The following is a 21,494-nucleotide window of genomic DNA, read 5'->3' as shown; positions in this document are numbered from 1 at the left end:
CGTGCGCAACGAAGGCTTGCGCCGCCTGCTGTTCGCGGTGCTGTGGCTGCTGGCCTTCATCGGCCCTGCACAGGCGGCCACGGGCCGCATCCCGGATGCGATGGACGTGCGCTCGGCCGAGGCCACCCTCGAGCCCGACGGCCTGCCGGCCCAGGTGCGGCAGGTGCAGCTGCCGTTTCGCTGGGACCACGAGTTTCCCGGCCGCGGGGGCAAGGCCAGCTACCGCATCGACCTTCCTGCCGCAGCGGTGCCTGCCGGCGGGCCCTTGGCCCTGCTGCTGTCGGGCGCGGGCAACCAGGTGGCGATCTCGTTCAACGGCGCGCTGGTGGCCAGTTTCGGCACCCTGGACGATCCCGGCTACGACGCGGCCAAGGGCAACCAGCTGGTCCCCGTTGCCGCCGCATTGCACCGCCGCGACGGGCAACCCCAGCAACTGCTGATCCAGACGACCATGCAGCGCCAGCGTGGCGGCGGCCTGGCCAGCATCCTCTATGGCAACGAAGACTCGCTCGCACCGCTCTACCGCGCGCAGCAGAGCTGGCGCAACACCTCGGCCATCGTGTATGCCGTGAGCCTGCTGCTGATGGGCGGCCTGGCCGGCGGCCTGTGGCTGCGCCAGCGCGATGCGCTCTACGGGTGCTTCGCGCTGGCCGCGCTCTCCGGCGTGGCGCGCAACCTCGACCGCGTCTGGCCCGAGGTGCCGGTGCCATGGCCGCTCTGGGGGGCGGTGGTGGCCGTCTGCTATGCCTGCCACATCGGACTCATCGCGCGCTTCGTGCTGCTGGTGCTGGACCGCAACCCGCCGTGGCTCGTGCGATCGATCTACGGGGCACTGGCGCTCTCGGTGGCGCTGGCCTGCGCCTCCTTCACCCTCGCGCTGCCGAAGCTCTGGACCATGGGCCTCGTCATCCTCCAGGTGATCAGCATCGTCTGCCTGCCTTACGTGGTGCACGGCGCGCTGGTGGCGCGGCGGCGCATCGCAGGGGTGCTGATGGCGGCGGGCACGCTGGCGATCCTTGCCGGCGCGCACGACCTGCTGCTGGTGCGCATGGGGCTCTTCGGCGGCGCCTACTACACGCTGACGCCGCACGCGATGTTCTTCTTCGTGATGATCCTGGCCGGCCTCGTCGTCGAGCGCTACAGCCGCACCGTGGCCGACTACAGCGCGCTCAACGCCAACCTCGCGGCCCGCGTCGCGGAACGCGAGGAGCAGTTGCGCGGCGCCTTCGAGACGGTGCGCCAGCAGCAGCAGGAGCAGGCCGTGCTGCTCGAACGCCAGCGCATCATGCGGGAGATCCACGATGGCGTGGGTTCGCAGCTGGTGGGGCTGCTCAACGTGGTCACGCAGGCCACACCCGACCGCAGCGTGGTCGAGGAGCATGTGAAGCTGGCGCTCGACGAGATGCGCATGGCGGTCGATTCGCTGCAGCCCACGCACGACGACCTGCCGACGGTGCTGGCCACGCTGCGCTACCGCCTCCAGCCGCGCCTCGATGCGGCCGGCATCGAGCTGGTGTGGGACGTGGCCGTCATTCCGGCCCTCGCGCCCTTCGCCGCGCAGGCCGCACTGCAGCTGCAGCGCATCCTGCTGGAGGCTTTCACCAACGTGCTGAAGCACGCGGCGGCGACGCGCATCGTGATGCATGTCGCCTGGCACGGCGACGAGGCACCGCCGCTGGTGCGCATCGTGCTGACCGACAACGGACGCGGGCTGCCGGCTGCGCCCGCCGCCGGGCGGCCACCGGGGCACGGCATCGCGAACATGCGTTCGCGCGCCCAGGCCATCGGTGCACGGTTGCACATCGAAACGGCCGATGCGCAGGCCGGCGGAACGCGCGTGCTGCTCGATTGGCCCTGCGCCCCGCCCTGACGCGTCAGCGCAGCGCGAACGCCAGCGTGACCGCGCCGAGCGCCAGCAAGCCAAGGCCGGCGATGAACACCATTTCGCCCCAGGCCTCCAGCCGCACGCCCGACCGGCGCGAGCGCATCGACATGAAGGACAGCAGCGCGCTGGCCAAGAAGACCAGCGCGTCCACGGCCAGCAGCCGGTCGATCAGGAGCCGCATGTCGTCGCGCGGCCCGAGATGGCCGATCGACATCACGGTCATGCACACGCCGATCATCGTGGCCGACGTGGGCAGGATGTGCGCGGAGAGGCCGCTGGCCGACGCGCGCTCCTGGACCACGACGAGGGGCAGTTGACCAGGCGRCTTCATCTGGCGTGCCCGTCGGTCAGCCGATCCGTACAGGCACGAAGATCTTGTCTTCGCCGCGCTGGATCAGGAGTGCCACCGACTTGTTGGTGGCCTTCGCGACCACTTCGCGCACCTGCTCGAGGCTCTGGGCGGGCGTGCCGTTGATGGCCAGCAGCACGTCGCCTGCCTGCACACCGGCTTGTGCCGAGGGGCCCGCAGCGTCTTCGATCAGCAACCCGTTGTCGACGCCGGCCTGGCGCTTTTCCTGCGGCTGCAGCGGACGCAGCGCCAGGCCCAGCTTGCCCTGACCCGCCGTGCTGTCGGCCTTCGCAACCTGCGCCGGCTTGTCGCTGGCATCGCCGAGCCTGGCCTGCAGCTCCTGGCGCCCGCCCTGGCGCCACACTTCGAGCGTGACCTTCTTGCCCGGCGCCTGCTGGCCGATCACCGCAGGCAGGTCGCCCGAGGAAACGATCGCCTGGCCGTCGACCTTGCGGATCACGTCGCCCGCCTTCAGGCCGGCCTTGTCGCCGGGCCCGCCCTTCTCGATGTTCGAGACCAGTGCGCCTTCGGGCTTGTCGAGCTTGAAGGAATCGGCGAAGGCCTGGTTCACCTCCTGCACCGCGACGCCCAGGCGTGCATGCGAGGCCTTGCCGGTCGCGACGATCTGGTCCTTCACCTGAACGGCCACGTCGATCGGGATCGCGAACGACACGCCCTGGTAGCCGCCGCTGCGGCTGTAGATCTGCGAGTTGATGCCGACCACCTCGCCGCGCGTGTTGAGCAGCGGGCCGCCCGAGTTGCCGGGGTTCACCGCCACGTCGGTCTGGATGAAGGGCACATAGCTGTCGTCGGGCAGCGAGCGGCCCTTGGCGCTGACGACGCCGGCCGTCACCGTGTTCTCGAAGCCGAAGGGCGAGCCGATGGCCAGCACCCATTCGCCGACCTTCAGGTCCTTGGTGTTGCCGAGGGCGAGCACGGGCAGGTTCTTCGCGTCGATCTTCAGCACCGCGATGTCGGTCTTGGCGTCGGCGCCGAGCACCTTGGCGCGGAACTCGCGGCGGTCGGTCAGCTTGACGGTGACCTCCTTCGCATCCTTTACGACGTGGGCGTTGGTGATGATGATGCCGTTGGCATCGACGATGAAGCCCGAGCCTTCGGCGCGCACCGGCACGTCGCGCTGCTGTTGCTGTTTGCCGCGCGGGTCCATCTGGCCCTGGAAGCGGCGGAAGAACTGGAACATCGGGTCGTCCGGGTCGATGCCCTGCATCTCGGCGGCGGCCTGGTCGTCCGAGGCCTTCACGGTGCCGGTCACGCTGATGTTGACCACCGCGGGGCCGTCGCGCGAGGTGATGGTCGAGAAGTCGGGCAGCGTCACCATGGCGGCGGGTGCCGCGCTGGTGGCGTTGGTCGGCGCATTCAAGGCGCGGGCGCTGGTGTAGGCACCGGCACCGACGGCGCCGATGACGCCGGCGCTCGCCAGGGCGATCGCCAGGGCGCGGGGGGAAGTCAGGCGGGTGTTCATGGGTCGGTTCCTTTCATTGCGCAGGGGCGCAAAACACGATGAAAGGAATGTCGCTGCGCCGGCTTAAGCGCCGCTTAAACGGCGCGGTCCGCCGGAACGGGCCTCAGGCGGCCGCCGGAAAGCGAACCAGGACCCGCAGGCCGCCCAGGCTGGGAGACTTGGCGAGTGCCACCGTGGCGCCATGCAGTTCGGCGATCGACTTGACGATGGCCAGGCCCAGGCCGCTGCCGGGCGCCTGCGGCTCGCCCGAGCGGTAGAAGCGGTCGAGCACGCGCTCCCGTTCGGCCTCGGGCAGGCCGGGCCCGCTGTCGTCCACGCTGAGCTCGACCGCATCGCCCGGCTTCGCGATGCCGATATCGACACGGCCGTCCTCGGGCGTGTACTTGACCGCGTTGTCGAGCAGGTTGCGCAGCAGCATGCGCAACGCCTCGGGCTGGCCCTTGACCACCGCCGCATCGGCATGCGCGATGCCGATGTCGATGCGCCGGGCCTGCGCGGCCGCCACCGCATCCGAGATCGCGAGACGCGCCACCTCGGCCAGATCGACCGGCTCCGGCCTGGCGCCGGCCGCCATGCTGGCCTCGTGCCGGGCCAGCGCGAGCATCTGCTCGACCAGCCGCGTCGCGCGGTCGATGCCCGCGACCAGCCGACTCACGGCGAGGTCGCGCGCCGCGTCGTCGGGGGCGCGCTGCAAGCCCTGCACCTGCAGCTTCAGCGCCGCCAGCGGCGAACGCAGTTCGTGCGCGGCGTCGGCGACGAAGTGCTTCTGCGCATCGAAGGCATGGCGCACCCGGTCGAACAGAAGATTCAGCTCCTGCACCAGCGGGCGCACTTCCTCGGGCAGGTCTTCCTCGCTCACCGGCGAAAGATCGTCGGCCTGCCGCGAGGCCACCTGCTTGCGCACGCGCGCCACCGGTGCCAGGGAGCGGCTCACGACCCACCACACGACCAGCATCAGCAGCGGCGCCATCAGCGCCACCGGTGCGATGGTGCGCAGCGCCAGCGTGCCGGCCATGCTGCGCCGCGCCGCCATGTCCTGCGCCACCTGGATCACCAGCCCGCGCGTCTGCATCGAGAACACGCGGTAGGTGGTGCCGCGTGCGCGCACATCGGCAAAGCCCAGCACCGCCAGCTGCGGCAGCGCCGCCTGATCGGCGGATTCGAAGACGCGCACGCCGTCGGCGGTCCATACCTGCACGACGAAGTCGAAGTTCTGCTCGCCGCTGCCGATGCCGCCGACAGCGGCGCTGGGCGGCAGGCCCGAGCGCAGCGACATCGCCATCTGCTGCATGTGGTAGTCGAAGATGTCGTCGGCCTCGCTGAGCACCGTGCGGTAGGCCACGAGGGCCTGCGCACCGGCGGCCAGCACGATGGCCGCGAGCAGGAACCACAGCAGGCGCGCGCGCAGCGATCCGGTGAGCTTGCGCATCATGTCTTGGGCACCATGTAGCCGACGCCGCGTACGTTGCGAATCAGTTCTGCGCCAAGCTTCTTGCGCAGGCCGTGCACATACACCTCGACCGCGTTGCTGCTGATCTCGTCCTTCCAGCTGTAGAGCTTCTCTTCGAGCTGGGCGCGCGACAGCACCATGCCCGGGCGCGCCAGCAGCGGCTCGAGCACGGCCCATTCGCGCGCAGACAGCACCACCGGCTGGCCGCCCACCGTGACCTCGCGCGTGACGGGGTTGATGCTCACGCCCATGTGCTCGTACACCGGCTCGGCGCGCCCCGCTGCGCGGCGCAGCAAGGCACGGATGCGGGCCAGCAGTTCGTCGAGGTCGTAGGGCTTGAGCACGTAGTCGTCGGCCCCGGCATCGAGCCCTTCGATGCGCTGCTGCACCGAGTCGCGCGCGGTGGCGATCAGCACCGGCATGCGCTGCTTGCGGGCGCGCAGGCCGCGCAGCACCTCCAGCCCGTCGCGGCGCGGCACGCCCAGGTCGAGCATCACCAGGTCGTATTGCTGGGTGCGCAGGGCGGATTCGGCGGCCTCGCCGTCTTTCACCCAGTCCACTGCGTATTGCTCGGCGCGCAGCAGGTCGAGCACGGCCTCGCCGATCATCACGTCGTCTTCGAGAAGCAGGAGTCGCATGGTTGTGTCCGTTTCCGGGATTCGAGGCGGTGGCTGCGGCGAAGTTCAGTTCAGAGCAGGGAACGGACTTCGCGGGCCGCCTCGAACAGGAGCGGCAGCATGTCGCGCTGCAGGGATTCTTCCTGGTAGCGCGTGCCCGACAGCACGACGTTGAGCGCAGCCACCGTGTGGCCCTGCATGTCACGCAGCGGCACCGCCAGCGCCTGCACGCCGAGCTCGTGCTCCTCGCTGGCAAAGCAATAGTCGTCCTTGCGCACACGGGCAATCAACTGCCGCAGGCCGCGCGCCTGGGTGACGGTGTTCGGTGTCAGCCGCGCCAGGTGCCGCCCCTTGAGCCATTGCGTGAGCTGGGTGGAAGCCATGGCGGCCAGCAGCACGCGGCCGGTGGAGGTGGCATGGGCCGGCAACCGTGCGCCAAGGTGCAGGCCGTAGGCCAGCACGCGCGTCGGCGTGCCGTAGCTGCCGCTGCGCGCGATGATGACCACCTCTTCCCCGTCGAGCACCACCGCGGAGAACGACTCGCCGGTCTGCGCCGCGAGCCGGTTCAGCGTGGGCTGCAGCGCACGCGGCAGGCGCGACGAAGCGAGGTAGCTGCCCGAGAAGCGCAGCACCTTCGGCGCCATCCAGAAATAGCTGCCGTCGGTTTCGAGATAGCCCAGGTGGGCCAGCGTCAGCAGGTGGCGGCGGGCGGCGGCGCGCGTGAGGCCGGCGCGCTCGGCGGCCAGCGTGGCGTTGAGGCGCTGGCGCTCGGTATCGAAGCTTTCGAGCACCGCCATGCCCTTGGCGATGCCCTCGATGAAATCGGCTCTGGCGATGGTCATTCGGGGTCTGTATTCGAAGTGTTGCGCGATCATCGCGCACGCGTTCGCATGATCGCACAGTGCCTCGCGATGTGCCGAACCAAGCGGCCGGTCACGCCCTACGCTTCGTCAAACCTTCCCGGAGACACCCCCATGCGCACCCAGGTCGCCATCATCGGCGCAGGCCCCGCCGGCCTTCTGCTCGGTCAGCTGCTTTTCAAGGCAGGCATCGACAACGTCATCGTCGAACGCCAGAGCGGCGACTACGTGCTGGGCCGCATCCGCGCCGGCGTGCTCGAACAGGTGACGATGGATCTGCTGGCGCGCGCCGGCGTCGATGCACGCGCCAAGGCTGAAGGCCTGCCGCACGAAGGCATCGAACTGCTGTTCAAGGGGGCGCGCCATCGCATCGACATGCACGGGCTGACCGGCGGCAAGCAGGTCACTGTCTACGGCCAGACCGAAGTGACGCGCGACCTGATGGAAGCGCGCGCCGCCGAGGGCCTCACGACGATCTACAGCGCGGCAAACGTCAGCCTGCACGACTTCGACACCGGCAAGCCGCGCGTGCACTACGAGAAGGACGGCCAGACGCACGAGATCGAATGCGACTACATCGCCGGCTGCGACGGCTACCACGGCGCGAGCCGCGCCAGCGTGCCGGCCGACGCGATCCAGACCTACGAGAAGGTCTACCCCTTCGGCTGGCTCGGCGTACTGGCCGATGTGCCGCCGGTGTCGCACGAGCTTATCTATGCGAACACGGAACGCGGCTTCGCACTGTGCAGCATGCGCAGCGCGCACCGCAGCCGCTACTACGTGCAGGTGCCGACCGAGGAGCGTGTCGAGAACTGGAGCGACGAAGCCTTCTGGAACGAGCTGCGTTCGCGGCTGGACCCCGAAGCGCGCGAGCGGCTGGTGACCGGCCCTTCGCTGGAAAAGAGCATTGCGCCGCTGCGCAGCTTCGTCGCCGAGCCGATGCGCTTCGGCGCACTGTTCTTGGCTGGCGATGCCGCGCACATCGTGCCGCCGACCGGCGCCAAGGGGCTCAACCTTGCCACCGCCGACGTGGGCTACCTCTCACGCGCACTCGAAATCTTCTACAGCGAGAAGTCGGCCTCGGCGCTCGACCGCTACTCCGACCTGTGCCTGCGCCGCGTCTGGAAGGCCGAGCGCTTCTCGTGGTGGTTCACCTCGCTGATGCACCGCTTTCCCGAGACCGGCGCCTTCGGCCAGAAGATCCAGGAAGCCGAGCTCGACTACCTGGTGCATTCGCACGCCGCCTCCACCGCGCTGGCGGAGAACTACGTGGGGCTGCCGCTGGAAGACTTCTGAACCGGCTGGCGCCGCTCGAGTGCAGCCTTCATCGCAGCGCCGCCCTGCACCATCATCGGCTCGATGTAGGCGGCGAGTGCGTCGGGCAGCACATCGGTGATCCAGACGAAGCGCGAGCGGCCTTCGCCGTGCGCGAACACCTGGGCCGATGCGTGGTGGTGGCTGGCCTTGCCGTCGGTGACGGTGTAGGCCAGGCGGCGATTCGCCTCGTCGAGGCCCACCAGCAGCTCGCGCGCCACGAGGCCGTTGGCAAAGCTGACGATGCGGGCGCCCTCTCCGTCCAGCTTGCAGCCGGTCAGGAAGCCGGGTGCGAGGCGCGTATGCACGGCGCCGAAGTCGCGCAGCGCATCCCAGACCTGGGCCGCATCGGCCTCGACGATGAATTCCTTGTAGATCGTTGCCATGGGATTTCGCGCCTTCAGGGGCAGACCGCCTCCACGTTGTTGCCATCCGGATCGATCAGGAAGGCCGCGTAGTAGGTCGGGCTGTAGTCGGTGCGCGGGCCTGCGCCGCCGTTGTCGGTGCCGCCCGCCTTCAGGCCTGCCTTGTGGAAGGCCGCGACAGCCTTGTGGTCGGGTGCGCGAAACGCGACATGTGTTCCCGGCCCCTTTTCGCCCTGGGCCGCATAGAGCCAGAGGGCCGGCGCGTCGGCCGGGCCGATGCCCGCGTAGCTGTCGTCGTGGGAGCCCAGCACATGGCCGAGCGGCGCAAGCGCGGCCTCGTAGAAGCGCCGGCTCGCGGCGAGGTCTTTGACTTTCAGTCCGATGTGGTCGTACATGGCGATGACTTTCTGCTTGATGAATGAATCAGGCGGTCATCATTGAGCAGGGCTGCCATGCGGTCTTGGAAAATCTTGCGATCGCCCTTGGCGGCCTGGCGAAAGCCGCGCGGCGATACCCCGGCCGCACGGTGGAAGGTGCGCACGAAGTTGCTCAGGTCGGCAAAGCCCACGTCGAAGGCCACGTCGGTCACGGGCCGGTCGTCGTCCGCCAGCAGGCGCGCGGCATGGCGCAGGCGCGAGCGGACCAGGTACTGGTGCGGCGTCACGCCGAGCACCTGCGAGAACAGGCGCAGGAAATGGAACGAACTCAGTCCCGCTTCGGAGGCCGCGGTTTCGAGGCCGATGTCATCGTGCGAGTTCGCGTCGATCCACATCGCCGCATCGACCGCACGGCGCCTGTCGCGTGCCCCGGCGGACTGCGGCGCGGGCTTGCTGCGCCCTTCCACCACCTCGACGAAACGGCTCGCGAACCACATGCCCAGCTCGTCGAGCCCGACATCGCTCTGCCCCTCGGCCGCGACCTGCGCGAGTTCGCCGAGCACCATGAGTTCGGGCAGCGGGGGAAGGCCTCCGGCGCGCCAGGTTCGCTGGTCGCCGCCGATCAGGTCGACAAATCCCGGCGAGAGGTGGAACGCCAGGCATTCGTCGCCGCACAGGTGATGGTCGTGGGTGCAGACGTACTCGTCGCCCGGACAGCCCACCAGCACCGAGCCGGCCACCAGCTCATAGGCGTTGCCGCGCGTGCGGTAGCCGAAGCTGCCCTTGCGCACGTACGAGACCGAATAGTCCGCGTGCATCTCGGTGAACGGCTGCGCGCCGGGACCCGCCTCGCAGCGGTAGCTGGACACGCGGATCGGGTCGGTCTGCAGTTCGGTGGTGACGAGCATGGTCTGTGCGCCCTTCGAACACCCGGCTTGAAGATGCTCAGTCCACAGTGTGCATCGCTGCCCATACCCGCGCCGGGCTCAGCGGCATGTGCAGGCGCGGCGCGGTCGCCGCGAGGCCGTTGCGCGCAAAGGCATCGGCCACCGCATTGACGATGGCCGGCGTGGCGCCGATGGTGCCCAGCTCGCCCACGCCCTTGACGCCCAGCGGGTTGTTCGTGCACGGTGTCGACTCGTCCATCTCCATGTGGAACATGGTGTCGACGATGTCGGCGCGCGGCGCAGCGTAGTCCATCAGGCTGCCGGTCACGGGCTGGCCGGTTTCGTTGTCGTACACCACCTGCTCGTACAGCGCCTGTCCGATGCCCTGCACCGCGCCGCCTTCGAGCTGGCCGCGCACGATCATCGGGTTGATCACCCGGCCCACGTCGTTGACCGAGCTGTACGCCACCACGCTGATTTCGCCGGTTGGCGGGTCGAGTTCGATCTCGCAGATATGGCAGCCATTGGGCCAGGTCGGGCCGGCCACGGTGCTGGTGGAGTCGACGAAGATCTCGCGCTCGGGCTGCTTGCCGGCCAGCGTGAACAGGTCGAGTTCGAGGTCGGTGCCGGCCACGGTGAAGACGCCGCGGGTGTAGGTGATGTCGTCGATGGAGGCTTCGAATTCCTGCGCGGCGAGTTCGCGCGCCTTGTCGATCGTGCGCTCGGCGCCGATGCGAACGGCCGAGCCGCCAGTGAAGAGCGAGCGCGAGCCGGCGCTGCCGAAGCCGTCGCCGCGGTCGGTGTCGCCGAGCACCACGCGCACCTTCTCGATGGGCACGCCGAAGGCATCGACCGCAAGCTGCGCGAGCGAGGTGGCAATGCCCTGCCCCATGGCGTTGACCGCGGAGAACACCTCGATCACGCCGTCGGCCTGCACCGACACCGTGACGCGCTCTTCGAACACGTTGCCGCCGGTCCATTCGAGGAATGTGGCGATGCCCAGGCCRCGGTGCTTGCCGTTCCTGGCCGACTCTGCGGCGCGGGTCTCGAAGCCCTGCCAGTCGGCGAGCGTCAGCGCCTGGTCCATCACCGACTCGAACTTGCCGGTGTCGTAGGTCTGCGCCATCGGGTTCTTGTACGGCATCTGCTCGGGGCGGATGAAGTTGCGGCGGCGCAGCGCGATGCGGTCGATGCCGGTCTGGCGTGCGGCCTCGTCCATCAACCGCTCGATGGTGAAGATGGCCTCGGGGCGGCCCGCGCCGCGGTAGGCGCCGGTGGGCGCGGTGTTGGTGAGCACCGCCTTGAAATGGAAGTCGATGGTCTGGATGTCGTAGACGCTGGTCTGCACCCAGGGGCCGATCAGCAGCTGGATCGCGACGCCGGTGCCGGTGGCATAGGCGCCCACGTTGGCCAGCGTCTTGATGCGAAGGGCCAGGATCTTTCCGTCGGCATCGAGTGCGAGCTCGGCCCGCGCCTCGATATCGCGGCCGTGCGCGCTCGACAAGAATTCTTCGCTGCGGTCGGCCACCCACTTCACGGGACGCTTCACCTGCAGCGCGGCGAAGGCGACCGCGATGTCCTCGGGGTAGGCGCCGGTCTTCATGCCGAAGCCGCCCCCCACGTCGCCCACCACCACGCGCACCTTTTCTTTGGCAAGGCCGATGGCCGCGCACACGGAATCGCGCACGCCCGAAGGCATCTGGGTGCTCATGCGGATCGTGAGGCGGTCGGTCTTGGCGTCATGCGCGGCGAGCACGGAGCGCGGCTCGATGGTGAGCGCCACCACGCGCTGGTTGATCACGTCCAGCGCGACCACATGGCTGGCCGTGGCGAAGGCGGCTGTTGCGGCCTCGCTGCTGCCGTGCCGCATTTCGGCGGCGATGTTGCCGGAGGCCTCTTCGCACAACAGCGGCGCGCCTTCGGCGGTTGCGCTGGCGAGGTCGACCACCATGGGCAGATCCTCGTAGTCGACCATCACGGCCTCGGCGGCGTCGCGCGCCTGCTGGACCGTGTCGGCAATCACCGCCGCAACCGCCTCACCCACGAAGCGCGTGCGCTCGCTCGCCATCGCATGGCGCGGCGGGCTCGCGGCGTCGCTGCCGTCGGCACGCTTGAACCCCGCGGCACCCGGCATCGGCTTGACACCCGCTGCCACCAACTCGGCCCCGGTGATGACGCGCAGTACGCCGGGCATGGCGGCGGCCGTGCCCGTGTCGATCGAGACGATGCGCGCGTGCGGATAGGGAGAGCGAAGAAAAACGAGATGCGCCTGATCAGGGAGCGTGACGTCGTCCGTATAGCGTCCAGCGCCTGCCAGCAGGCTTTCGTCCTCGAGGCGGCGCACCGCCTGGCCGCTGCCAAAGCGGGTGGGGTTGGGTTCTGTGGTCAACGTGGTCCTCTTGTGCTGATCCCGGCGGGCAATGCTGGTCCGCTGGATCCGCTTTGGGGGCAAATAGAAGCAGCACTATATGGGCTTCGGAGGTTCTTGTGCACTTCGACGGCAGGCCTGTGGCGCACTGACCGCAATCGTTTGCGACACGGGCGACGGGCGCGCCATTTTCCCTCATCCGGGCGAGGCGCACACGAAGCCGTGTATACCTACGGTCATGCAACAACTGCCCTGGCTCGAACCCGGCGACGCACTGCCCGACCCCGCATCGGCCTGGGGCCTGGCCGACCCCGTGCCGGGCCTGCTCGCGGCCGGCGGCGCACTGGACGTCGATACGCTGGTGCAGGCTTACAGCCATTGCGTCTTCCCGTGGTTCAGCGAAGACCAGCCGATCCTGTGGTGGAGCCCCGACCCGCGCATGGTGTTGCAGGTGGCGGGGTTCAAGCTGCACCGGTCGCTTCGCAAGACCCTGGTCCGATTCGCAGAGACGCCCGGGTGCGAGGTGCGCATCGACCATGATTTTGCGGCCGTCATTCAGGCCTGTTCGCTCTCGCCGCGCATCGGGCAGTCGGGCACGTGGATCGTGCCGGACATGGTGAAGGCCTATACGGAGTTGCACCGGGCCGGCCACGCGCACAGCGTGGAAACCTGGATCGACGGCAAACTCGCAGGCGGGCTCTACTGCGTGGCGCTCGGCCGCGCGGTGTTCGGCGAGTCGATGTTCACCCGCCGGCCGGACGCCTCGAAGATCGCGCTGTCCGCGTTGGTGAGCCTGTGCCGCCGCTTCGGCGTCCAGATGATCGACTGCCAGCAGAACACCGCCCACCTGGCCAGCCTCGGCGCCCAGGAGATGCCGCGCAAGCGCTTTGTCGCCCATGTGGCCAAAGCCCGGGAACAGGAGGGGCCACAGTGGCAATTCGACCCCGTATACTGGAAAGAACTCCTTTCCGCGCGACCTCCTCTCTCGACGTGACGCACCTCAAGGATCTTCCGCTTCACACGCTGCAGTTTTATGCGACGGCGCCCTATCCTTGCAGTTATCTGCCGGATCGCCAGGCCCGGTCGCAGGTGGCCACGCCCAGCCACCTGATCCACAACGACGCCTACTCCGACCTGGTGCTCAGCGGCTTCCGGCGCAGCGGCATGTTCACCTACCGGCCCTACTGCGACGGCTGCCGCGCCTGCATTCCGCTGCGGGTACTGGCCAACAGCTTCCGTCCCAACCGGAGCCAGCGGCGGGCCGCCAAGCAGCACGCCGACCTGCAGGCGCGCGTGCTCAAGCTCTGCTTCGTTCCGGAGCACTACCAGCTCTATCTGCGCTACCAGAACGGTCGCCATGCGGGCGGCGGCATGGACCACGACAGCATCGACCAGTACACCCAGTTCCTGCTGCAAAGCAGGGTCAACTCGCGGTTGGTCGAATTCCGCGAAACGCTGGCCGACGGCAGCGCGGGCGCGCTGAAGATGGTGTCGATCCTCGACGTACTGAACGACGGCATCTCGGCCGTCTACACCTTCTACGAGCCCGACACGAACGCCGGCTACGGCACCTACAGCGTGCTCTGGCAGATCGAGCAGGCCCGCAAGCTGGGCCTGCCCCATGTCTATCTCGGCTACTGGATCGAACGCAGCCCGAAGATGCACTACAAGGCCCGTTTTTCCCCGCACGAAGTGCTGGTGGACGGACATTGGCAGCCATCCGGCGATTTCACAAGATAAAATGGCGCTCGGTCATCACCGTCCAGCGCCATGAGAAAAAACCAATCCGACATTCCTGCCGTTCCCGTGATCCAGGTGATCGAGCGCATGTTCGCGCTGATCGACGTCCTGGCATCGCGCGAGGAGGCCATTTCGCTGAAGGAAATCAGCGAAAAGACCGGGCTCCACCCCTCGACCACGCACCGCATCCTCAACGACCTGGCGGTCGGGCGCTTTGTCGACCGGCCCGAGGCGGGCAGCTACCGGCTGGGCATGCGCCTGCTGGAGCTGGGGAATCTGGTGAAGGGACGGCTCAACGTGCGCGATGCCGCGCTGGGCCCGATGCGCGAGCTGCACAAGCTCACGCAGCAGCCGGTGAACCTCAGCATGCGCCAGGGTGACGAGATCGTCTATATCGAGCGCTCGTACAGCGAGCGCTCGGGCATGCAAGTGGTGCGTGCCATCGGCGGCCGCGCGGCCCTGCACCTCACCTCGACCGGCAAGCTGTTCCTGGCGGCCGATGACCCGCAGCGGGTGCGCAGCTACGCCACCCGCACAGGCCTGGCCGGCCATACCCGCAACAGCATCACACAGCTGCCCGCGCTCGAGCGCGAGCTGTCGAAGGCGCGCCAGTACGGCATCGCCCGCGACAACGAAGAACTCGAACTGGGGGTGCGCTGCATGGCCGCCGGCATCTACGACGACCAGGGCAAGCTGGTGGCGGGATTGTCGATCTCGGCCCCGGCCGACCGGCTGGACGAAGGCTGGCTGCCCAAACTGCAGGCAACGGCCAATGAAATCTCGGGAGCGCTGGGATTCAAGGACGGGATGGCGGCAACATCACCATCCCCTGCAGGCAATACCAACCCTTCAGCGGGCACCTGACCTCTTTGCGAGGGTTTCAAGGCAGCAGGGCGGGCCGCCGGCTGGCCCCTCGCTCAACTCAACCTGCGATCTGGTAGCTGGCGCTGCGCGAAGCCGCCGGCGAACCTGGCACGGCATGCGTGGCCTCGACCCAGCGGCGAACCCGCTCGGCATCGGCAATGCGGCTGAACTTGCCGGCCGAATCCAGGAACACCATGATCAGCTTGCGTCCAGCCACCTTCGCCTGCATGACCAGGCATTGGCCGGCTTCGTTGATGAAGCCCGTCTTCTGCACACCGATCTCCCAGTCGGGGCTCTTCACGAGGCGGTTGGTGGTGTTGAACTGCAGCACGCGGTTGCCAACCTCGACCTGGTACTCGGGCGAGGTCGAGAGCGAACGCACCGTGGCGTCGGCATAGGCGGCGTTGACCAGCAGTGCCAGGTCTTGCGCGCTCGACTGGTTGCGGCTCGACAGGCCGGTGGGCTCCACGTAGCGCGTGTCCTTCATGCCGAGCATCTTGGCCTTGGCATTCATGATGCTCACGAAAGTCGTGAGGCCTCCCGGGTAGGTGCGACCCAGCGCGTGCGCCGCACGGTTTTCGCTCGACATCAGGGCCAGGTGCAGCAGTTCGCCGCGCGACAGCGTGGCGCCGATCGTCAGCCGCGAACGGCTGCCCTTTTCGGTGTCGACGTCGTCCTGGGTGATGGTGATCAACTCGTCGTTTGGCAACTGGGCCTCGCTGATGAGCAGACCGRTCATGAGCTTGGTGAGCGACGCAATCGGCAGCACCGCATGGTCGTTCTTGCTGAACAGCACCTCGTGCGTGTCCTGGTCGATCACCAGGGCGACGCTCGACTTCAGGTCGAGGGCGTCATCGGTGCCGTGCAGGCCTGCCATCTGGCCGAAGGACTGGCGCGCCGCCGTTTCGACACGAACCACCGAGCGGCGCTGGACAGCCACCACGGTCTTGCCGTTCTTCTTGCGGATGGTGGCCACCACGTTGCGGCCTCCGCGAACGACCTTCTCTGCTCTTTCGCTCTTTTCGGCCCGGCCGCCGCGCTGGGCGACGACCGCAACACGCGGCCCCTTGGCGGATGCATTGCGCTTGACTTCGACCGGCACCGGCGCCTTCTTGGCGACGGCCGTCTTGGCGGCGGTGGTTTTTTCCTTCTTCGCGGCCTGGGCGCCAGGCAGCAAAAACGCCGTAGCGCAGAGCGCGACGGCGAAGAATTTGAACGCGGGTAGAAACCGCTGGCTGGAAACTCGACGGGGGCGGGCTTCAGACATTTTTATTTCTCCAGCGGCGACAAACGAGGACCGCAGTGTATCGAATTCAAAAAAGGCACGCAATATCAGTTACTTGCATCCCCTTCTTCATTCGAATATCAAGAAACGCCCAGAAACTAACCTTGCGCTGCCACTCTCTCAGATTGGCTCTGTAACTTATTGAGTGCACTCAAATAAGCCTTTGCCGAAGCGACCACGATGTCGGGATCTGCACCCACACCGTTGACCACCCGCCCTGCGTTTTGTAACCTAATTGTAACCTCTCCTTGGCTTTCTGTCGAGCCGCTGATCGCGTTCACAGAATAAAGCACCATCTCGGCGCCGCTCTTGACGTGCGATTCGATGGCTTTGAGAGAAGCATCAACCGGGCCATTCCCGTCGGATTCGCCGGTAATTTCCTTGCCCTGGACGGTGAAAACGACCTTCGCCTGAGGGCGTTCGCCGGTTTCGCTGTGCTGGGAAAGAGAGACAAAAGCAAACTGTTCGTTAACGTTCGAGTGTTCTTCCGCGCTGACGAGTGCGAGGATGTCCTCGTCAAAAATTTCGGATTTGCGATCGGCCAGTTCCTTGAAGTGCAGGAAAGCGGTATTGATGTCGGCCTCGCTGGCCATCGTCACGCCCAGCTCCTGCAGGCGCTGCTTGAACGCATTGCGGCCGCTGAGCTTGCCCAGCACGATCTTGTTGGCGGCCCAGCCCACGTCCTCGGCCCGCATGATTTCGTAGGTGTCGCGCGCCTTGAGCACGCCGTCCTGGTGAATGCCCGAGGCATGTGCGAAGGCATTGGCGCCCACCACGGCCTTGTTGGGCTGCACCACGAAGCCCGTTGTCTGGCTCACGAGGCGGCTCGCGGCCACGATGTGCCGGGTGTCGATGTTGAGGTCCAGGCCGAAGTAGTCCCTGCGGGTCTTGACCGCCATGACGACTTCCTCGAGCGAGCAGTTGCCCGCACGCTCGCCCAGGCCGTTGATCGTGCACTCGACCTGTCGCGCGCCGCCGATCTTCACGCCGGCCAGCGAGTTGGCCACCGCCATGCCCAGGTCGTTGTGGCAATGCACCGACCAGATCGCCTTGTCGCTGTTGGGAACGCGCTCGCGCAGCATCTTGATGAAGTTGCCGTACAGCTCGGGAATGGCGTAGCCGACGGTGTCGGGCACGTTGATGGTGGTGGCGCCCTCGCTGATCACGGTTTCGAGCACGCGGCACAGGAAGTCCGGGTCGCTGCGGTAGCCGTCTTCGGGGCTGAACTCCACGTCGGACACGAGGTTGCGCGCGAAACGCACGGCGAGCTTCGCCTGCTCATGCACTTCGTCGGGCGACATGCGCAGCTTCTTTTCCATGTGAAGCGGCGAGGTCGCGATGAAGGTGTGGATGCGGCCGCGCGCCGCGCCCTTCAGGGCCTCCGCGGCACGCGAGATGTCGCGGTCGTTGGCGCGCGAGAGGCCGCACACGGTCGAATCCTTGATGGCGTTGGCAATCGCCTTGACGGCCTCGAAGTCGCCGTTCGAGCTGGCCGGAAAGCCGGCTTCGATGACATCGACCTTGAGCCGCTCGAGTTGCTTGGCGATGCGCATCTTCTCGTCGCGCGTCATCGAGGCACCGGGCGATTGCTCGCCGTCACGCAAGGTGGTGTCGAAAATAATGAGTTGGTCAGCCATCGTGAATCTCCTTGTGTTCGTTTCCACCTTGCGCTTCCGGCCGGGACAGCGTCAGGCGACTTCAACCACCGATTGTGCGCTGTGCGCGCCCCGGGTCCGCGCCCGCTGCACGCCCGAAACGATGGCCTTCAGCGACGCCGAGATCACGTTCGCGTCGATGCCGACGCCGAACAGTGTCTGGGCCTCGTCGACGCGCAACTCGAGGTAGGCCACCGACTTCGCATCGGCGCCGGCGCCGATGGCGTGCTGGTGGTAGTCCATCACGCGGACGGTGTGGCCGGTGGCCTTGCTCAGCGCCTGGGTGAAGGCATCGATCGGGCCGTTGCCGCGGCCTTCAATGGCGCGGATTTCGCCGTCCCAGGGCAGGTCGCCGCGCAGGACCACGGAGGCATCGGCGCCCTCGCCTTCTTCCTCGATCACGCGATGCTGCAGCGAGTGCGCGGCTTCGAGACCGTATTCGCGAACGAACAGCTGCCAGAGATCGGCAGCGGTGAGTTCCTTGCCGGCGACGTCCATCACGCGCTGCACGGTCTGCATGAACTCCATCTGCAGGCGGCGCGGCATCTCGAGGCCGTACTCGCTTTCGAGCAGGTAGGCCATGCCGCCCTTGCCCGACTGGCTGTTGACGCGGATCACGGCTTCATAGCTGCGGCCTACGTCCTTCGGGTCGATGGGGAGGTAGGGCATGTCCCAGATGTCGCCGTCCTTGCGCGCGGCGAAGGCCTTCTTGATCGCGTCCTGGTGCGAACCAGAGAACGAGGTGTAGACCAGGTCGCCGACATACGGGTGGCGCGGATGCACCGGGATCTGGTTGCAATGCTCGACCGTCGCGCGGATCTCGTCGATGTTCGAGAAGTCGAGCTCGGGCGATACGCCCTGCGTGTAGAGGTTGAGCGCGACGTTCACCAGGTCGAGATTGCCGGTGCGCTCGCCGTTGCCGAAGAGGCAGCCTTCGATGCGCTCGGCGCCGGCCATCAGGGCCAACTCGCCAGCGGCCGTGCCCGTGCCGCGATCGTTGTGCGGATGCACGCAAAGCACGATGGAGTCGCGGCGCGCCAGGTTGCGGTGCATCCACTCGATCATGTCTGCAAAGATATTCGGCGTGGAATGCTCGACCGTCGTGGGCAGGTTGACGATGCACTTGCGCTCGGGCGTCGGCGCCCAGACTTCGGTGACCGCATCGACCACCCGCTTCGAGAACACGACGTCGGTGCCCGAAAACATTTCGGGCGAGTACTGGAAGGTCCACTGCGTGGCCGGCTGCTTCGCGGCGAAGTCGTTGAACATGCGCGCGTGGCTGCTGGCGAGCTCGACGATCTGGTCCTCGTCCATCCCGAGCACCACGCGGCGCATCACGGGGGCCACGGCGTTGTAGAGGTGAACGATGGCGCGCGGCGCGCCTTGCAGCGATTCGAAGGTGCGCGCGATGAGATGGTCGCGCGCCTGCGTCAGCACCTGGATCGTCACGTCGTCCGGAATGCGGTCTTCCTCGATCAGCTTGCGCACGAAGTCGAATTCGATCTGCGAGGCGGAGGGAAAGCCGACTTCGATTTCCTTGAAGCCGATCGCCACCAGCGTCTCGAACATGCGCATCTTGSGGGCGATGTCCATCGGCTCAACGAGGGCCTGGTTGCCATCACGCAGGTCGGTCGACAGCCAGATCGGGGCCTTGGTCAGCACGGCATCGGGCCAAGTGCGGTCCTTGAGGCCGATCGGGGCGAATGCGCGGTATTTGGCTTGGGGTTGCTTGAGCATGTCGATTTCTCTGTGATGGTTGGTAATCAACCAGCAACCCCAAAAACAAACGGCCCGTTGCTGGTGCGAACGGGCCGTGGTGAGGGATTTGCGCGTGCGCTACCGTCTCCGCCCGTGAGGGAGGGCTAGTAGGGCCAGCAGCGAAATCTTGGTCATGAGGATTGCGAATGTAGCACAAGCCGCCGTCAGTTATGCAAGCCCCGCTCGTCGGGCTCTTCGGTCGAGGTGCTGATCACGCTGGCCGGCTGGCCCTTGGCCTTGCGCCACGCATAGACCACATAGCCGCTCAGGCCGTAGATGACGAACAGGCCGAACAGCACCGTCGGCGGGTGGATGTTGATGACCGCGATGCCCAGAGCGATCAGCACGATCACCGCGAAGGGCACGCTCTTTTTCACCTGGATGTCCTTGAAGCTGTAGAACGGCGCGTTGGTGACCATCGTGAGGCCCGCATACAGCGTGAATCCGAAGGTGACCCAGGTGATCTGCGTCCACGAGAGATACAGCACCTCGCCGCCCCGCTTGCCCCATTCGTTCACGAGCCAGATGAAGCCGGCCACGAGTGCCGCCGCCGCAGGCGATGGCAAGCCCTGGAACCAGCGCTTGTCCACCACGCCGGTGTTGACGTTGAAGCGTGCGAGCCGCAGGGCCGCGCAGGCGCAGTACACGAAGGCCGCGATCCAGCCCCAGCGGCCCAGGCCCTTGAGCGACCATTCGTAGGCGATGAGTGCCGGCGCGGCGCCGAACGACACCATGTCGGACAGCGAATCCATCTGCTCGCCGAACGCGCTTTGCGTGTTGGTCATGCGCGCCACGCGCCCATCGAGGCTGTCGAGGATCATCGCGGCGAACACGCCCAGCGCCGCGAGGTCGAAGCGCGCGTTCATGGCCATCACGACCGAGTAGAAGCCGCCGAACAGCGCCGCCAGCGTGAACAGGTTCGGCAGGATGTAGATGCCCTTGCGACGTTTGCGCGGCGGCACATCGTCGGGGAGCGTGTCGTCATGCATTGAATTTGCCTCCGTCCCTCATGGGCACTGCGCGAGCAGCTATCCATTCGATAGCATTTTGATCTGTGAGTCGCATGGTTCGCAGTGTAGTTCAGGGGGCCGCTCCGCCCCCGTCAAACAAAAGGGCCACCGCAACGGGTGGCCCTTGGGAAAAGAGCGCCGAAGCACCCTTCTGGCTTGCAGATCAGTTGCGGGTCTGGTCGACCAGCTTGTTCTTCTTGATCCAGGGCATCATCGCGCGCAGCTTTTCGCCGACGACTTCGATCTGATGCTCGGCGTTCAGGCGGCGGCGGCTGATCAGCGTCGGAGCGCCGGCAGCGTTTTCCAGCACGAAGCTCTTGGCGTATTCGCCGGTCTGGATGTCCTTCAGCACTTGCTTCATGACCTTCTTGGTCTCTTCGGTCACGATGCGCGGGCCCGTGACGTACTCGCCGTATTCGGCGTTGTTCGAGATCGAGTAGTTCATGTTGGCGATGCCGCCTTCATAGATCAGGTCGACGATCAGCTTGAGCTCGTGCAGGCATTCGAAATACGCCATTTCGGGCGCGTAGCCGGCTTCCACCAGCGTTTCGAAACCGGCCTTGATCAGCTCGACCGTGCCGCCGCACAGAACCGCTTGTTCRCCGAACAGGTCGGTCTCGGTTTCTTCGCGGAAATTGGTTTCGATGATGCCGGCCTTGCCGCCGCCGTTGGCGGTGGCATAGCTCAATGCGAGGTCACGCGCCTTGCCGGTCTTGTCCTGGTGCACGGCCACGAGGTGGGGCACGCCGCCGCCTTGGGTGTAGGTGCTGCGAACGGTGTGGCCGGGGGCCTTGGGAGCCACCATCCACACGTCGAGGTCGGCGCGCGGCTGCACGAAACCGTAATGCACGTTGAAGCCATGCGCGAAGACGAGCGAAGCGCCTTCCTTGATGTTCGGGGCAACGTCGTTCTTGTAGACGCTGGCGATCTGCTCGTCGGGCAGCAGGATCATCACAACGTCTGCAGACTTCACGGCGTCGGCCACTTCGGCGACCTTGAGGCCGGCCTTCTCGACCTTGGGCCAGGAAGCGCCGCCCTTGCGCAGGCCGACCACGACCTTGACGCCGCTGTCGTTCAGGTTCTGCGCGTGTGCGTGACCTTGCGACCCGTAACCGATGATTGCGACGGTCTTGCCCTTGATGAGGCTGAGATCCGCGTCCTTGTCGTAGTAAACCTTCATATGCGTCTTTCCTATTTAATCTCTGGCACCCCCTMTGCAGGGGGGGG

The 21,494-nt window shown here is 66.9% G+C and carries 19 protein-coding genes; 5 read left to right on the top strand and 14 right to left on the bottom strand.

All coding sequences use genetic code 11. The annotated features are described in order from the left end of the window. The first annotated feature begins 1 nt into the window (after position 1). Positions 2-1,870: a sensor histidine kinase gene (locus tag AC1DXX_RS21065; protein WP_478136158.1), complete on the top strand. Its 1,869-nt coding sequence runs from the start codon at positions 2-4 to the stop codon at positions 1,868-1,870. A 4-nt stretch (positions 1,871-1,874) separates the two neighbouring features. Here AC1DXX_RS21065 and AC1DXX_RS21060 read toward each other — a convergent pair whose 3' ends face one another. The 5 genes from AC1DXX_RS21060 to AC1DXX_RS21040 all read right to left on the bottom strand — a co-directional run bounded on the left by AC1DXX_RS21060 (position 1,875) and on the right by AC1DXX_RS21040 (position 6,626). Next, on the bottom strand, positions 1,875-2,216 hold the full coding sequence (locus AC1DXX_RS21060; protein WP_478136157.1) for a hypothetical protein: 342 nt from the start codon (positions 2,214-2,216) through the stop codon (positions 1,875-1,877). A gap of 16 nt (positions 2,217-2,232) precedes the next feature. Continuing rightward, on the bottom strand, positions 2,233-3,717 hold the full coding sequence (locus tag AC1DXX_RS21055) for a DegQ family serine endoprotease (protein ID WP_478136156.1): 1,485 nt from the start codon (positions 3,715-3,717) through the stop codon (positions 2,233-2,235). 103 nt (positions 3,718-3,820) lie between these two features. After that, complete coding sequence (locus AC1DXX_RS21050) at positions 3,821-5,149, bottom strand: ATP-binding protein (protein WP_478136155.1); 1,329 nt, start codon at positions 5,147-5,149, stop codon at positions 3,821-3,823. Then, positions 5,146-5,805, bottom strand: a complete 660-nt coding sequence (locus AC1DXX_RS21045) for a response regulator (RefSeq protein WP_478136154.1) — start codon at positions 5,803-5,805, stop codon at positions 5,146-5,148. The genes AC1DXX_RS21050 and AC1DXX_RS21045 overlap by 4 nt, the downstream gene beginning before the upstream one ends. A 50-nt stretch (positions 5,806-5,855) precedes the next feature. Beyond that, positions 5,856-6,626 carry an IclR family transcriptional regulator domain-containing protein gene (locus AC1DXX_RS21040; RefSeq protein ID WP_478136153.1) on the bottom strand — a complete coding sequence of 257 codons (771 nt, stop codon included), beginning with the start codon at positions 6,624-6,626 and terminating at the stop codon, positions 5,856-5,858. Positions 6,627-6,758: 132 nt separating this feature from the next. Between AC1DXX_RS21040 and pobA the strand changes: the two genes are divergently transcribed. After that, positions 6,759-7,940, top strand: coding sequence for a 4-hydroxybenzoate 3-monooxygenase (gene pobA / locus AC1DXX_RS21035; protein ID WP_478136152.1), 1,182 nt, complete (start codon positions 6,759-6,761; stop codon positions 7,938-7,940). On the opposite strand, the gene AC1DXX_RS21030 is transcribed toward pobA, so the two are convergent. The 4 genes from AC1DXX_RS21030 to AC1DXX_RS21015 are packed head-to-tail and all read right to left on the bottom strand — an operon-like array spanning position 7,910 to position 11,976. Further along, on the bottom strand, positions 7,910-8,344 hold the full coding sequence (locus AC1DXX_RS21030) for an SRPBCC family protein (protein WP_478136151.1): 435 nt from the start codon (positions 8,342-8,344) through the stop codon (positions 7,910-7,912). The genes pobA and AC1DXX_RS21030 overlap by 31 nt on opposite strands. Before the next feature lie 14 nt (positions 8,345-8,358). Continuing rightward, the gene (locus AC1DXX_RS21025) at positions 8,359-8,718 is read right to left on the bottom strand and encodes a VOC family protein (protein ID WP_478136150.1); all 360 of its coding nucleotides are present in this window, start codon (positions 8,716-8,718) and stop codon (positions 8,359-8,361) included. After that, positions 8,697-9,608, bottom strand: coding sequence for an AraC family transcriptional regulator (locus tag AC1DXX_RS21020; RefSeq protein ID WP_478136149.1), 912 nt, complete (start codon positions 9,606-9,608; stop codon positions 8,697-8,699). Before AC1DXX_RS21020 ends, AC1DXX_RS21025 begins: the two co-directional genes overlap by 22 nt. Before the next feature lie 37 nt (positions 9,609-9,645). Beyond that, positions 9,646-11,976, bottom strand: a complete 2,331-nt coding sequence (locus AC1DXX_RS21015; RefSeq protein WP_478136148.1) for a xanthine dehydrogenase family protein molybdopterin-binding subunit — start codon at positions 11,974-11,976, stop codon at positions 9,646-9,648. Between the two features lie 217 nt (positions 11,977-12,193). On the opposite strand from AC1DXX_RS21015, the gene aat reads away from it, so the two are divergent. The 3 genes from aat to AC1DXX_RS21000 are packed head-to-tail and all read left to right on the top strand — an operon-like array spanning position 12,194 to position 14,559. Further along, positions 12,194-12,949 carry a leucyl/phenylalanyl-tRNA--protein transferase gene (gene aat / locus AC1DXX_RS21010; RefSeq protein ID WP_478136147.1) on the top strand — a complete coding sequence of 252 codons (756 nt, stop codon included), beginning with the start codon at positions 12,194-12,196 and terminating at the stop codon, positions 12,947-12,949. Further along, positions 12,946-13,695, top strand: a complete 750-nt coding sequence (locus tag AC1DXX_RS21005; protein ID WP_478136146.1) for an arginyltransferase — start codon at positions 12,946-12,948, stop codon at positions 13,693-13,695. The genes aat and AC1DXX_RS21005 overlap by 4 nt, the downstream gene beginning before the upstream one ends. A gap of 30 nt (positions 13,696-13,725) precedes the next feature. Beyond that, a complete protein-coding gene (locus tag AC1DXX_RS21000; protein WP_478136145.1) occupies positions 13,726-14,559 on the top strand; it encodes an IclR family transcriptional regulator in 834 nt (277 codons plus the stop codon). A gap of 58 nt (positions 14,560-14,617) precedes the next feature. On the opposite strand, the gene AC1DXX_RS20995 is transcribed toward AC1DXX_RS21000, so the two are convergent. From AC1DXX_RS20995 to ilvC, 5 genes are all read right to left on the bottom strand, one after another. Further along, on the bottom strand, positions 14,618-15,826 hold the full coding sequence (locus AC1DXX_RS20995; RefSeq protein WP_478136144.1) for a serine hydrolase: 1,209 nt from the start codon (positions 15,824-15,826) through the stop codon (positions 14,618-14,620). Positions 15,827-15,942: 116 nt separating this feature from the next. Then, entirely contained in the window at positions 15,943-17,481 is a 1,539-nt protein-coding gene (locus AC1DXX_RS20990) for a 2-isopropylmalate synthase (protein ID WP_478136143.1), read from the bottom strand. 51 nt (positions 17,482-17,532) lie between these two features. Next, positions 17,533-19,236 carry a 2-isopropylmalate synthase gene (gene leuA, locus AC1DXX_RS20985; protein WP_478136142.1) on the bottom strand — a complete coding sequence of 568 codons (1,704 nt, stop codon included), beginning with the start codon at positions 19,234-19,236 and terminating at the stop codon, positions 17,533-17,535. A gap of 185 nt (positions 19,237-19,421) precedes the next feature. After that, positions 19,422-20,246, bottom strand: a complete 825-nt coding sequence (gene pssA / locus AC1DXX_RS20980) for a CDP-diacylglycerol--serine O-phosphatidyltransferase (RefSeq protein ID WP_478136141.1) — start codon at positions 20,244-20,246, stop codon at positions 19,422-19,424. A 184-nt stretch (positions 20,247-20,430) separates the two neighbouring features. Beyond that, positions 20,431-21,447 (bottom strand): ketol-acid reductoisomerase, encoded by a 1,017-nt coding sequence (gene ilvC, locus AC1DXX_RS20975; RefSeq protein ID WP_478136140.1) that lies wholly within the window; start codon positions 21,445-21,447, stop codon positions 20,431-20,433. Positions 21,448-21,494: the final 47 nt, after the last annotated feature.

The sequence above is a fragment of the Variovorax sp. P4_B10 genome (assembly GCF_056402375.1).
The sequence above is the reverse complement of the archived record's forward strand: the minus strand, read 5'-3'. Positions and strand labels throughout refer to the sequence as shown.

Coding starts and splice junctions, on each gene's coding strand:
- AC1DXX_RS21055 (WP_478136156.1), bottom strand. CDS start 3,717: ATGAACACCCGCCTGACTTCCCCCCGCGCCCTGGCGATCGCCCTGGCG.
- AC1DXX_RS21050 (WP_478136155.1), bottom strand. CDS start 5,149: ATGATGCGCAAGCTCACCGGATCGCTGCGCGCGCGCCTGCTGTGGTTC.
- AC1DXX_RS21045 (WP_478136154.1), bottom strand. CDS start 5,805: ATGCGACTCCTGCTTCTCGAAGACGACGTGATGATCGGCGAGGCCGTG.
- AC1DXX_RS21040 (WP_478136153.1), bottom strand. CDS start 6,626: ATGACCATCGCCAGAGCCGATTTCATCGAGGGCATCGCCAAGGGCATG.
- pobA (WP_478136152.1), top strand. CDS start 6,759: ATGCGCACCCAGGTCGCCATCATCGGCGCAGGCCCCGCCGGCCTTCTG.
- AC1DXX_RS21030 (WP_478136151.1), bottom strand. CDS start 8,344: ATGGCAACGATCTACAAGGAATTCATCGTCGAGGCCGATGCGGCCCAG.
- AC1DXX_RS21025 (WP_478136150.1), bottom strand. CDS start 8,718: ATGTACGACCACATCGGACTGAAAGTCAAAGACCTCGCCGCGAGCCGG.
- AC1DXX_RS21020 (WP_478136149.1), bottom strand. CDS start 9,608: ATGCTCGTCACCACCGAACTGCAGACCGACCCGATCCGCGTGTCCAGC.
- aat (WP_478136147.1), top strand. CDS start 12,194: ATGCAACAACTGCCCTGGCTCGAACCCGGCGACGCACTGCCCGACCCC.
- AC1DXX_RS21000 (WP_478136145.1), top strand. CDS start 13,726: ATGAGAAAAAACCAATCCGACATTCCTGCCGTTCCCGTGATCCAGGTG.
- AC1DXX_RS20990 (WP_478136143.1), bottom strand. CDS start 17,481: ATGGCTGACCAACTCATTATTTTCGACACCACCTTGCGTGACGGCGAG.
- pssA (WP_478136141.1), bottom strand. CDS start 20,246: ATGCATGACGACACGCTCCCCGACGATGTGCCGCCGCGCAAACGTCGC.